This window comes from Crateriforma conspicua (genome assembly GCF_007752935.1).
GTDB classification, from domain to species: domain Bacteria; phylum Planctomycetota; class Planctomycetia; order Pirellulales; family Pirellulaceae; genus Crateriforma; species Crateriforma conspicua.
In genome coordinates, this window is the sequence record NZ_CP036319.1 from 5973477 (window position 1) to 5986830 (window position 13354).

Annotated in this window: 11 protein-coding genes; 7 read left to right on the forward strand and 4 right to left on the reverse strand. The window is 57.3% G+C overall.

The window, feature by feature from the left end; all coding sequences use genetic code 11:
* Positions 1 to 25 precede the first annotated feature (25 nt).
* The 4 genes from Mal65_RS21875 to Mal65_RS21890 all read right to left on the reverse strand — a co-directional run bounded on the left by Mal65_RS21875 (position 26) and on the right by Mal65_RS21890 (position 7209).
* Positions 26 to 1405 (reverse strand): DUF1501 domain-containing protein, encoded by a 1380-nt coding sequence (locus Mal65_RS21875; protein ID WP_145302619.1) that lies wholly within the window; start codon positions 1403 to 1405, stop codon positions 26 to 28.
* Positions 1406 to 1412: 7 nt separating this feature from the next.
* The gene (locus tag Mal65_RS21880) at positions 1413 to 4322 is read right to left on the reverse strand and encodes a PSD1 and planctomycete cytochrome C domain-containing protein (protein WP_145302622.1); all 2910 of its coding nucleotides are present in this window, start codon (positions 4320 to 4322) and stop codon (positions 1413 to 1415) included.
* A gap of 62 nt (positions 4323 to 4384) precedes the next feature.
* Positions 4385 to 5605 (reverse strand): lysophospholipid acyltransferase family protein, encoded by a 1221-nt coding sequence (locus tag Mal65_RS21885; protein ID WP_145302625.1) that lies wholly within the window; start codon positions 5603 to 5605, stop codon positions 4385 to 4387.
* Positions 5605 to 7209, reverse strand: coding sequence for a serine/threonine protein kinase (locus tag Mal65_RS21890; RefSeq protein ID WP_145302627.1), 1605 nt, complete (start codon positions 7207 to 7209; stop codon positions 5605 to 5607). Before Mal65_RS21890 ends, Mal65_RS21885 begins: the two co-directional genes overlap by 1 nt.
* Before the next feature lie 400 nt (positions 7210 to 7609).
* Between Mal65_RS21890 and Mal65_RS21895 the strand changes: the two genes are divergently transcribed.
* The 7 genes from Mal65_RS21895 to Mal65_RS21925 all read left to right on the forward strand — a co-directional run bounded on the left by Mal65_RS21895 (position 7610) and on the right by Mal65_RS21925 (position 13200).
* A complete protein-coding gene (locus tag Mal65_RS21895; protein WP_165701451.1) occupies positions 7610 to 8491 on the forward strand; it encodes a TIGR04282 family arsenosugar biosynthesis glycosyltransferase in 882 nt (293 codons plus the stop codon).
* 153 nt (positions 8492 to 8644) lie between these two features.
* Complete coding sequence (gene thiO, locus Mal65_RS21900; RefSeq protein ID WP_196784369.1) at positions 8645 to 9799, forward strand: glycine oxidase ThiO; 1155 nt, start codon at positions 8645 to 8647, stop codon at positions 9797 to 9799.
* Positions 9800 to 9839: 40 nt separating this feature from the next.
* On the forward strand, positions 9840 to 10538 hold the full coding sequence (locus Mal65_RS21905; protein ID WP_145302633.1) for a hypothetical protein: 699 nt from the start codon (positions 9840 to 9842) through the stop codon (positions 10536 to 10538).
* Positions 10539 to 10740: 202 nt separating this feature from the next.
* Positions 10741 to 10968, forward strand: a complete 228-nt coding sequence (locus Mal65_RS21910) for a flagellar FlbD family protein (RefSeq protein ID WP_145302636.1) — start codon at positions 10741 to 10743, stop codon at positions 10966 to 10968.
* A 136-nt stretch (positions 10969 to 11104) separates the two neighbouring features.
* Positions 11105 to 11866 (forward strand): motility protein A, encoded by a 762-nt coding sequence (locus Mal65_RS21915; protein ID WP_145302639.1) that lies wholly within the window; start codon positions 11105 to 11107, stop codon positions 11864 to 11866.
* A 3-nt stretch (positions 11867 to 11869) separates the two neighbouring features.
* Positions 11870 to 12646 carry an OmpA/MotB family protein gene (locus tag Mal65_RS21920; protein WP_145302642.1) on the forward strand — a complete coding sequence of 259 codons (777 nt, stop codon included), beginning with the start codon at positions 11870 to 11872 and terminating at the stop codon, positions 12644 to 12646.
* Positions 12646 to 13200, forward strand: coding sequence for a dihydrolipoamide acetyltransferase (locus tag Mal65_RS21925; protein ID WP_145302645.1), 555 nt, complete (start codon positions 12646 to 12648; stop codon positions 13198 to 13200). Before Mal65_RS21920 ends, Mal65_RS21925 begins: the two co-directional genes overlap by 1 nt.
* The last annotated feature ends 154 nt before the right edge of the window (positions 13201 to 13354 follow it).

The window sequence follows — 13354 nt, forward strand, 5'->3', positions numbered from 1 at the left end:
CGACATCATGGCGGTGCGACCGAAGTCAGCCGACGATTTCCGGAACAATCGTTCCATGGACATCGGTCAAACGCATGTCGCGACCACCGAATCGAAACGTCAAGCGTCGGTGGTCAATCCCCAACTGATGCAGCATCATCGCATGCAGATCGTGGATCATCAGCGGATTTTCCACAGCGTGGTAGCCATATTCATCTGTTGCGCCATAAACCGTGCCACCACGCACGCCGCCCCCGGCCATCCAGATGCTAAACCCAAACGGGTTGTGGTCGCGACCGTCGTCACCTTGGGCAAAGGGCGTTCGGCCAAATTCCCCCGCAAACACCACCAACGTTTCGTCCAACAATCCGTGTTCGTCCAGATCCGCCAGCAAGGCCGCGATGGGTTGGTCGACGGCCAACGAGTTTTCTTCGTGCCCTTTGCGTAAACGTTTGTGTTGATCCCAGCGGTCATTCCCCGACACGCTGGGACAGGTCAATTCGATGAACCGAACGCCGCGTTGGATCAACCGCCGTGCGAGCAAACACTGTCGTGCGTAGATCGCCTTGGGCTTGAATGAATCGTCAACGCCATAAGCGTCCCGAACATGCTGTGATTCGCCCGACAGGTCGGCCAGTTCGGGAACCGCCGATTGCATACGAAATGCAAGCTCGTAATTCCGAATGGCGGCCTCCACCGGATCGGGTCGCCCCCAACGTTCGGACAACGATTGATCCAGCTGGCCTAACAAATGTCGCTTTCGCGTTGCCCGATCGACGGCATCGTCCGACACCAAATTGGCCACCGGCATGGGGCCGGATGCGAACACCGAAGCCTGATGATTGGCGGGTAAGAAACCGCTGCTGAAATTATCCAGACCACCCGGCGGCGTCAGACCGCCGTTCAGCACCACGAAGCCCGGCAAATCATCACTTTCGCTGCCCAAGCCGTACGTAACCCAAGCACCCATGCTGGGACGTCCGACTTGGCCCAGCCCGCTGTGCAAGAAATAGTTGGCACTGGTGTGTTCGCTGAATTCGCTGGTCATACTGCGGATGACGCACAGCCGATCAGCATGCTTGGCGACATTTGGAAACAGTTCGCTGATCGGCAGTCCACTTTCACCGTGCTGTGAAAACTTCCATGGACTGCCCAACGTCGTTCCGTTGTTGTCGAACTGCGTCTTTTCCATCTTCATCCCAAACGGTTGACCGTTTTCCCGCGTCAAACGTGGCTTGGGATCAAAGGTGTCGATCTGACTGGGCCCGCCATCCATATAAAGAAAGATGACATGCTTTGCTTTAGCGGCATGATGCGAACGATTCGCACCCTCGGCAGCCTGGTGAAGTGCGGACAACGCAACGGCACCGAAACCGCAAGCCGAACGTTGCAGCAAATGGCGACGTGACAACGCCAGCCGGGTCATGGTTTGCTTAGGGAACAAAGATGAACTCCTTGGTGTTGACCAGCACGTCGACGAAATCACGCAGCCCCACCGCAACCGATTCCGATTCGATTAGGAACTGCTCTGCAATGGCGAATTCCTGTTCGGTTGGTTTCCGTGCAAACGCCTGCATGTAGACCGAATCGATCAGCCGTCCGGTCGCGGATGAATCATCCACGGGGCCGCTTTCAAGCAGCGTTTGTGTCCAATGATCCAGCAGATCATCGATCATCGGATCGTTCAACATCGCCAATGCCTGGGCGGGGACATTGGAAACATTTCGTTTTCCAACACTGGTCGATGGCGCCGGCGTGTCAAAAGCAGCCATGAACGGTGACAAAAAGTTTCGACGCACTTCCACGAACAAGCTGCGTCGGCCTTGACCGTCGATCGGCCCGCTGGATTTGGGTCGTCCGCGCCCGGTCATAAAACTGGTCAAGTGAATGGGAACGCTGGGGCCACCAATTTGCCTGTCCAGCCGACCGGAAATCGTCAGCAAAGCGTCACGAATGGCCTCGCCTTCCAAACGCTGAATCCTGGACGGATCGGCGAACGAATCGGACAGAACAAAATCACGAACCATTCGCTTGCGTGACCAACCACCGCGCATCAGCCGATCCGCCAAGTGATCCAACAGTTCCGGATCGGATGGCAATTGGCCAAGCACGCCAAAATTATCACACGATGCAACGATGCCTTGCCCAAACACGTGATGCCACCAGCGGTTGACGGCCACCCGTGGCGTCAATGGATTGGCGGGATCGGTCCAGCGCCCAGCCAATTCCAAACGATCGATCGGCCCGCTTTGCGAACTCTGATCTTCGTGGACATCAGCAATTCGAAAGGCGGTCAAATCACTGCGTGGCACCGGATCGCCGGGCTGATGAACGTCGCCGCGGACCGCCAACGGAACATCACGTCCGGTCAGCTTGGACGACTGCAACACGGGTACGGCCCGTGGGCCTCCGGAACGATACACCCGCGATCTTGCGGTTTGCAGAACACTTGCCCAACGGTCGGGACGAGCCTGCGAAGCAAACACTGATTTCGCGTCAAGCAATTGCACCGGAGCCACCGACGAATCCGGCTTCTTTGCTTCGGCAGACTGATACACACGTGCCAGGCCGATCCAGCCGGGACCTGGGTCCCAGACTTCCAAATGAGCGGTGTGACCGATGTAGTGGTGAAGGTCGCCGCCCTGCACCTGCCAGCCCCAATGTCCGTCGTCGCCAGCGGACGGCTGATCCACTTTGATGCGCATTCCACTGAACAACAGCGTGTGGTAGTCGCCCATGAAATAGCCGTCGACGACCAAGCGGATTTCGCATTGATCCTGACCAGCCAATTGGTAAATCAAATGCGGCTGTTTGATCACGAACGGTGGTGATCGCCAGACACCGGCCGCTTCGATGCCGGCGACGCGACTGTTCAGCCATGTCGCCGGATGAGTTTCGATCGCAACAGGATCGCCGTCCGGTGCGGGCACGATGCTCGGCGTCACGGCGGGCGGGATCGCATCGGTTTCAAACGGCTCAAACGCCCAGCCTTCGGTGGTGCAACCGTCGGGCCAGCCTTGGGTCAGATCAAAAACAAGCTCCGCATCGGTGGGCAAATCCGCTGGCGGATTGGACACTTCTGCTTTATCCAAGCGGACAAGATCTGGGTTCGCAAACGCAACCGTTTGAAGCTGATCCAAAGACCGGCGACATTCGTCGACGCGTTGTTGAACTTTACCGCCTGGATCCAACCAACCGATACTGCGTGTGGTCGATTGCAAAATACCCGACAGCGAATAGTAATCGGCTTGTGAAATCGCATCGAATTTGTGGTCATGGCAACGAGCACAAGCGATGGTCAGCCCCAACACGGCTTTCCCCGCCACATCGATTTGATTGTCGACACGGATCGCCTGGTCATCTTTCACATCCACCGGTGCGTGTACCGCTTCGCCCAGCCACCAGAACGCGCTGCCCTGTTTCGACAGATCGGTTTGATCCAACGGATCGCGTCTTGGCGACGGCACCAAGTCGCCGGCCAATTGTTCGACCACAAACTGATCAAATGGCACGTCATCATTGATCGATCGCACGACCCAATCGCGAAATCGCCACGCGTGCGGGATCGGATAATCGAATTCGTGACCATAGGTTTCTGCAAATCGCACAAGGTCCATCCAGTGCCGGCCCCATCGCACACCGAATTCGGGATCGGCCATCTGTCGATTCACCCAGCGATACTTTGCATCGGGTCGCTGATCGGCCAAGAATTCTTTCAGTTGGTCCGGTGTCGGCGGCAATCCGGTCAATGCAAACGTCACACGGCGTAGCCAGGTTGCCCGATCGACGCCGTCATGCGGTCCGTTCGACTTTTGCACAAACGCATCGATTGGATCGCTAGCGGTAGTGCCGGTGGCAGGAATTTCAGGCGGATTGACCGGTTGCCACGCCCAGTGGCTGTCGCGACGTCCAGCCAGATCGAAACCGGAGACCGGTTTGGTGTCTGGAAAGAAAGCGCCATCGTCGATCCATTTGCGCAACACCGCCCGTTCTTTGTCGCTGAGCGGTTGGTCCGGCGGCATGTCCAAACCACTTTCATAGGACACCGCTTCGATCAGCAAGCTGTCGTCGGCCTGTCCGGCAATGACCACACCCGATTCTTCGATCGCGTCGGCGGAATCCAACATCAACCCGGCGGCGGGATCATCGTTGGCCGCGCTATGACACGCATGACACTTGCTGATCAGCAAAGGTCGCACTTTGGATTCGAAAAAGTCGGCGCGTGAATCATCCGATGCCTGCACTTGTCCAGCTGAAAAGCAGCCAAACGTGGCCAGGACCAGACACAGAAACAGCTGTCCACCGCACCATTGATCGGTCGAATTTCTAGATAGTCTGCTCATCCGAACCAGGATAGCAGGATCAAATTCAACATGCAGAATCGTCGCAGCGCCGGTGCTGGGCTTTAGCCAATCAAACGTGCTTCCCCGGAAAGACGATCCAACATGCCCGACAGGCTGGTGCGGATGGATTCCAACAGGGGATCGGCCTCACCACGAGGCGGACGCTGGTCGGACACTTCGATCGCATCGGCAAACTCCACGATCACCTTCAAACGCATCGTTTGGTCGGCTTTGCCGTAAATGGACTCTTGGATCCGCTGGATCGTTTCCAAGATCCGCGTGTCAGTGATTTCGCCGGGCGACAAATAGCAATCGGGAAACGACAACAAGTTTTGTGCAAAATCCGCTTCTTCGGCAATCTCCAACAAGGACGGTCGCTGTGACTGCATCTCGGATTCGGACAGGGAAAAATAGTGTCCGACCACGCGACTGCGAATCTTGCGAACACGTTCTCGCACGTCGGATGCGGACGGCGACGTCATCTCCATTTTCGCTTCCGCATCGTTCAGCAAGAAATGCATCAAACGATCGCGGCGTTCGGGCAACGGCCCGGACGCGGATGTTCCGGTGTATTCGATTTCCTTTAGGGCCAGCATGCCTTCCACCAGACGCATCGTTCGTCCAATGATGTCGCGACGTCCGGTCTGGCGCCATCCCAACTGTGATTCCAATCGTCCCAGCTGGTGATCTGCCCAAGATTCGATGTCGTCCAAGCACAGATACTTCAGTGCAACGGGCAACGCGACGACATTGCCGCCATCCTGTTTTTGACGTTTCTTGGCCGCCCGCCGTGCAATGAACGCGACACCATCGAGAAGCGGTTTTAATTGATCGTTGGTTCTATTGGTCGTGCCTTCGGGGAACACCACCAAGGGCCGCTTAGCTTCGACCAAGTATTCAATGGCTTTATCGACCGCCTGTTTGTCATTGCCTTCGCGATTGATGCTGAACGCCCCCATGCGACGCAGCGCAAAAGACTCGAACGACGTCGTGTTGAACAAGTGCCAGGACGCCATGGCGTACAAATGAGTCTTGACCACGCGCGCCGGCCAGCCCAGCACAATGGGGTCCGCATAGCGACAATGGTTGGGCGTCAACAAAATGCTTTGACGACTGTCCAACACCTCACGAAACGCGTCCAAGTTGCGGCACTCGTGTTCGACCACACCTTCCTTGCGACGCAGGTGCCAATCGATCAACCGAAACGCTTGGATGAAGCTTGGCCATCGGTCCCCCCGGTGCGGAGGGATAAATTCGTAGGGCCGTGACAAGACCACGGTCATTAGTTCAGCGTCCTAGCCAACACGTATCCGATCACCAGGGCAACGGCGAACAATGTCGCCAGAAGAGTTCCAAACAACAATGGATCCATTCCGGTGCGTTGTTTGGCGTTGCCCGAGCGTTTGCGTCCCGACTTTCCGACCGACGAATTTTCTTGTCGTGTGGCAACGGATCGACGGGCCGCTTCGGTGATCGAACGCAGATCGCTGTCCGGGCGTGAGCGGCGAACAATGCTGCTGCCCTGAGGGCGATTGCCCTTTTGTTCCAGGATCTTGCTGCCGCCGCGGTAACCGGATTCGATTTCCAAATCCAGAAAGCTGCCGTCCATCAAATCCGACGGCGCGATCTTGGGTTTGATGTCGACCAAACGCCCGCTGTCGCCGCTGCTTAGTCCGCCAGTGCTGGCCAGTTTGGACCGACTGCTGGTCAACGTATCGTCGTTCTTGTTGGTGACTGTGTCACCGGTCCCCGATGAGGAAGACCTTTTACTACCGCCGGACCTGGACGCGGAAGAACCGGCACCGCCGTGCAACCCCGGGCCGCCACCGGCATGGACCGGTTCACCTTTGGGAATGCTTGCGGCGAACTTTTTTAGCGCTTCGGCAACGTCACCCGCCGTTTGATAGCGATACTTGGCTTCCTTTTGGATCATCTTCCAAACGATGCCTTCCAGTTCGCCGGGGCAATCGGATCGATGCTTCTTGATCGATTCGGGCATTTCCGTTTGGTGCTTGGCGATTCGCTGCGCCAACGTTCCATCGCTGAACGGCGGTCGACCGGTCAACAAAAAGTACAGCGTACAGCCTAGCCCGTAGATATCCGCACGATGATCGACGCCGTGGCTGTCCAACGCTTGTTCGGGAGCTAGGTAGTCGGCGGTTCCCAAAACGTTTTCGTTGTTGGCAACCGTCAATGACTCTTCGTCTTGTGCGGCGACCAAAGCCAGGCCCATGTCCAACAGGCGAACCCGACCGTTTGGATCCAACAACAAGTTGGCCGGTTTGACATCACGGTGAATCACACCGCTTTCATGCGCGTGTTCCAGACCCTCGGCGGCCTGAGCAATCAAATCCGCGGCGACCGCGAAACTGAGTGGGCCATCGCGTTTGACCAAAGCTTGCAGATCCAACCCATCGACGTATTCCATGACGATGTAGTGCACATCGCCTTCGTTATCCAAGTCATACGCCGAAACGATGTTCGGGTGGTTCAGCGATGCGATCGCTTTGGCTTCCAATTGAAACCGAGCCAGATAAGACGAATCGTCGACGCGTTTCTTGGGCAACACCTTGATCGCACGCCGGTGCGCCATGCGAACGTGCTCGGCCAGATACACGCTGCTCATCCCGCCGGTGCCGATGTGGCCCAGCAGTTTGTATTTGCCCAGGAAGAATCCCTTGTATTTACCGGCCAGCAATTTTTCGCTGTGCCAGGACGTGATCAGGCCCTTGGTTTCCAGCACGGTGGCCAGCTTGCGCGGATCCTGGGGCAAATCACCCCCACATCGGGCGCGGACTTTCTCCAGCAGTTTGTCGAGCGCCGGTTCGTCCACCAAATGACTTTTTCGGACGAATTCGACGAAACGTTCTGACGTCAAATCAGGCATGGGTGCCTTGCTTCGATCCCCATCATGGATATTCGGTTGGCGGGGAAGATACCACACTTTGCGATGCGTCGCTAAGTTTACGATAGCCGAACGGGTCGTCGATTACACATACCCGGTTCACAAATGTCGATCCTGTCGCACCCTGCAAGCCGGTTGCAACGGTCACGCCGGCTTGCAAAACGCCCTGTTCAGGACGTCCCCCACGGCAGCCCGCCGCCGTCCCCCACACCTTGCGGAAATGCTTCATCGCCACACTTTGCCGGCCGGTGAAATCCGCCCCAGGGATCGCGTGCCCCGGCCCCTCATGATCGGCGCCGCCAACGTCCGTTTTTGGCGATGCGAGGGATGGAATCCTGATCACGCCCCCCCCCGACTTCGATCTCCGAACCCACCTGACCCTATGACCCGTGACAGCTTTCCTGACGACGCGCCGACATCCGACACGGTAACCCTCGGGCGAATCCGTCTGGGAATGTTTGCTAAATACTGGACGCCTGGAAACGTCAAAACGCGACTGGCCTCCGACTTGGGCGACGATGTGGCCGCCAACGTGTACAAAACGTTTTTTGAAAATTTGTGCCACAGCCTGGGATCTCGATTCCGCCCCAGTGACCAGCAAAGCTTGGCAAATCTGTCTCGATCAATCGTGTTTTCGCCCGCGACGATGCTGGACCAGGCGATGCAGTCGATCGGCGGCCCGTGGGACTGGACGACGCAGCAAGGGGACGACTTGGGCGAACGCATGCGGCACTGGTTTTACGAGGCTGCCGATGGTTTTGATTCGGGCGACGCCGCAGACCGACCGTTCTTGCCGAAAGATGCCTCTGCCGCTGGCGGGCCGGATCAAGCACAGCCCACCGATCGTAGCGTGCCCCACGGCACACCCCCGTCCGATGCGGTGCTGGTCATCGGGTCAGATTGCCCAACGGTTTCGCATCACACCATCCGCAAGGCGATCGACCACCTGGGTCGAAACGACTTGGTCATCGGTCCGGCATCCGACGGCGGCTATTACCTGTTGGGCATCCGCACCGAAGCACTGACACGCTGTGATTCCTTGTTTGCCAACATCCCCTGGAGCAGCGACAAGGTCCTGTCCCTGACGCTTCGAAACGCGAACCAAAACGGACTGGCGATCGGCATGTTGGAATTGAAGGACGACGTCGACACGATCGAAGATTTGAATCGGCTGCGTGATCAATTGCGGACCACCAAGCGAACGGAGTTGCATGGATTACGTCAACGCTTGGATCAGCTGTTGCCGCCGCATCCCCCCGTGTGATCCCCGCTTTTATTTTGTGGCTGGACAGTCGTTTGCATGGCGTCAGGTCCCGCGGTTGATTCCCCCGGATGATCACGTCATTGAAACTGGCCGCCGCCCCGTCCGCGGAAGAATCTTTTTGTTTTGCTACTTCATCGATCGAGCCCTTTTGCCGTGAACGATTCGAACCATCGACAGCTTCTTTCGCCACATCATCTGATCATCGGCGGCGGTGTGATCGGGCTTTCGGTCGCATGGGAATTGGCAAACCGCGGGCTAAGGGTGTCCGTGTTAGATCAAGGTGCGATCGGCCAGGGGACGTCTTGGGCCGCAGGCGGAATTCTTCCGCCCAATCAGTTCGACACTGCCGTCGACCCGCTGGACCGCTTGCGGGGGTTCAGTCACCGTCGCATCGCACCGTGGTGCGATCGGTTGCAAAAGGTCACCGGCATTGACTGTGGGTACCGTCGGTGTGGAGGCTACTACTTGGCCGACACCGCTGGCGAAAAAGCGGCGATGATCGGCACGGCCGATTACTGGCAAGAAATGCAGATCGAATGCCGGCGGATCACCCCTGACGAATTGTCCATGCGGCAACCGGCACTGTCCGACTGGTGCACACGACATCCCGATGCCGGCGTCTGGTTCGCGCCTGGGGAGGAACAGATTCGTCCGCCCCGATTGTTGAAGGCGCTGCGATCAGCCTGTGAATCGTCTGGTGTCGAACTGCGAGAGTTCTGTGCGGTCGACCAAATCGATCCGGAAACGGGCAAGGTGCACCTGGCCGACGATGAAACCATCACGGCCGACAAAGTGATCGTCTGCAACGGCGCCTGGGCCGGGCGCTTGCTGCCGGACCATCGACTGCGCAACAGCGTCGTGCCGGTCCGCGGACAAATTGTGCTGATGCGAACGCGACAGCCGTTGTTAAGTTCCGTCGTCAACATCGGGCATCGCTATCTGCTATGTCGCGACGACGGACGAACGCTGGTCGGATCATGCGAAGAAGAAGTGGGATTTGATCTGTCGACCACCGATCGGGCGATCGATCAATTGACACAGTTTGCGTATAACCTGTGCCCTCCGCTGCAGAACGCACAGATCGAACGAACTTGGTCGGGGCTGCGTCCGCTTACCTTTGACGGCTTCCCAATGATCGGTCCCTTGCCGGGATCGAAACACGTTCTGGTTGCGACGGGGCATTTTCGCAGCGGGATCCATTTGGCTTTCGGTACCGCCGAGTTGGTCGCCGACATTGTCCAGTCCAAGACGCCAATGTTGGATGTGGCCGACTTTCGGGTCGGCAAACAGTTGGCCAACACGGTTTAATCCCCCTACCCATCACACGCTTCTAGGTATCCACCCACTGATGACCGAAATTGATCCGATCGATGATGAATCCATGACACTGGATCCACCGGGAACGATTGTCGTCTTGGGTGCGGGACCGACCGGGATCGAAGCGGCGTTGTATGGACGCTTCCTGGGCTACGATGTCACCCTGGGCGATTCCCATGGGATTGCCGGTCTTTGGCGATCGTCCATCGATGACGAACTTCCCGTTGCACCGGAGCAATGTCTGTCACCGTTGGCCAAATCGGCGCTACGTGCCCAAAGGTCGGAAGAATTGGACATCACGTTGCCGACCACCGCGTCGGCATGGATCGATGATTTTTTGACCGCGCTGACCGAAACCGATCTGTTGCGTGACCGGCTGGTGATCTCGGCCGTCGAATCGATCGATCAGGTTCCCGTGGAACCCGATCCGGAGGAAGAACCCGTCTCCGAAGATTTAGAAATCGTTGACGCCGATCAGTTGCCCCCGGATTTCCTGGTGACGTTCGCCGACGGCACGACCACGAAATGCGAAGCGGTGATCGTGACCCCAGACGCGGGGGAACTGCCGGTGACGTTTGCGTTGCCCACCGAGTATTGGTTTGCGATTGATCCAGACGACCAGGCGTCCGCCGGTGATGCCTTATTGGCCCAGCGGCGACGCATCGTTCAGATTTATGCGATTCTTGCCGGACGTGGTGACCTGGATTTGTACCGCCCCGTGCGACTGTGACCATGCCCAATGCCCTCGGCAGGTTCGGGTCCTATCGATTGCGACCAATGTACCGATGATGACGCCGCCAAACGGCTGACGCTCCTGCAGCGTCAGCCGTTTCTTTTTTGCAACCGCCGTCGTGTGCGTGCGTCGTGTCCTAGCTTTTACTGCACGAATCCGCGAACCAAGATTCCGCATCGGGGCAGGGGGACCTTTCCAAATGATCAAGCTGACGCGATTGGACGGCGAAGCATTCGTCTTGAATGCCGAACTGATCCGCTACGTCGAAACCCGGCCCGATACGTTCATCACGTTGATCAATGGCGAACGATTGGTGGTCAACGAGACGATGGACGAAGTCATCGACCGGGCCGTGCACTACCAACAGCAAAAACATTTTTGGAAGCCGGCCGTCGCGCCCACGCCGATGCCATCGCCAACGCACTAGGCCTTGGGTTCCAAACAGCCGACATGGCTTGAGGCCACCAACCGATACCGCCGGCGACGATGCCGGACGCTTTTTGCGAAGCCCGAACCACCGTTTCCATTCAAGATCCCTTCACTAACGCACTGCGACACAAACCATGGACATAGCCAGCCTGATTGGCCTGTTGCTTGCAATCGGCCTGATCATCGGTTCGATGTTATTGGGGACCGCACCGTTGTCGGCCTTTTGCGACATTCCTTCGGTGATGGTCGTGGTCGGCGGTGCGATCGCCGCCGCGCTGATCTGCTTCCCATTGGGCAGCATGCTGAAATCGCCGATGATCGCGTTGAAAGTCTTGCTGAATAAGGGCGAAGACCGCCGGACGCTGATCGAACAAATCGTCAAGCTGGCTGAAACGGCGCGTCGTGATGGCTTGCTGGCTTTAGAGTCGCAGATTGCCGAAATCGATCACCCGTTGGTGAAGACCGGCATTCAGATGGCGGTCGATGGCAGCACACCTGAAGTTGTTCAAGAAGTCTTGCGGACCGAAGTCGAAGCGATGCAAACACGCCATCGCGAAGGCAAGAGCATCATGGACCAGTTAGGCCGATTCGCACCGGCGTACGGGATGATCGGAACGTTGATGGGGCTGATCATGATGCTTCAAGACATGAGTGATCCGTCGGGTATCGGTGCCGGGATGGCGGTGGCACTGATCACGACGCTGTATGGGGCGATCGTCGCCAACGTCTTCTTCAGTCCGTTCGCGGAAAAGCTGGGACTGATCAGTCGAAACGAGATGGTCACGATGGAGATCGCGATCCGCGGTGTGATGGCGATTCAAAGTGGCGAAAGCCCGCGTGCGATCGACCAAAAACTGCAAACTTTCCTTCCGGCCAAAGAACGCACCCTGGAGTAATCCATGAACGAAGAACCGGAAGAAATGGGCATCCCAGAGTGGGTGGTGACCTTCGGCGACATGATGAGTCTGTTGCTGACGTTCTTCATCATGCTGGTGTCTCTTAGCGAAATCAAAGAAGAAGAAACCTATCAGGCGTTGGTCGATTCGATGCAGCGTTCGTTTGGCTATCAACGTACGATCGAAGCATTGACGCCTGGTGAATCAAAACCACGGGAATCGAACTTTTCCGTCCTGTCGACAGTCGGTCGTGCCAAGAACAAAAACACCGCTAAAGGTGGCGTTCCACAAAAGGCACCGACCGGTGAAGACCCACACGTTCGAATCGTGCGGCCCGGCCAAATGACCGCGGTCGGTTCGGTGATCTTTTTCCCGATGGGGTCCGATGAACTGGACAAGACGGCGCAGCGGATCTTGAAGGAAGCCGCCGCACAACTGCGTGGCAAACCACAAAAGATCGAAGTCCGTGGGCACACGTCATCCGAATTCGCCGCACGTACACGTGGTACGGGCAAGGCAATGGAACTGGGTTTCAAGCGGGCCAACGCGGTCCGCCGGTACCTGATCGAACAAGAAGGCATCGAAGCCGAACGGTTTCGGATCGCCACCGCCGGGGGCACCGAACCGATGCACAACAGCGCCGGTAATGCGGCCACGTCGCGCAATCCGCGGGTGGAAGTCTTTCTGTTGGACGAAACCGTGGACGACCTTCACGGGACCGAGGAAGAGCGACGCAGCGGCCGCAACGAATATTCCACTTCTAACTCGGAGTCGATCTGATGGCAGACACCGACGAAACCAAAGCAGACGAAGTCAACGAAGCTCCGCAGAAGCCGCGTAGCAACATCGGACTGATCGTGGCCTTTGTCGCCATGGTCGTCCTGGTGGAAACGGGCATGTTCTTTTTCCTGGTTCCCAGTGCCGATGAAGTCAGCGCTTTGGCCGAACAAAGCCTGATCGAATCCGTCCAGGAGGGTCAGGAAGAAACCGTGAAACAGGAATACGATGAGAACCAAAGCATCGAATTCAATCTGGGCGATTTCGGTGAAACCTTCAGCCCCATCGACACCGAGCGGATGTATACGGTCGAAATCACGCTGTTCGGTCTGATTCGCAAGAAGAATCTGGAAAAGATGGAAAAGGAATTCGAATCCAAACAGGGGCGTCTGCGGCACGCGATCCGAATGAAAATCCGCAACAGCGAGCTGACGGAACTGAAAGACAACCAACTGGCCTTGCTCCAACGACGAATTTTGACGACATGTAACCACTTGTTGGATGAAGACCTGTTACTGGGAGTCGGATTCCACAACTACCAGCTGCGTGAACAGTAGTTCGGAACGTCGCCACCACGCGACGCCGGGGCTGTGCCGACGGCCGGACGTCGATGCGTGAAACTCGGCGGTCGGATTGCGGCTGCCCGCCCAACCCAAGGGCCCCGGTTGATCGTGACAGGGACGGATCAACACCACCGCGGCACCATGCAAG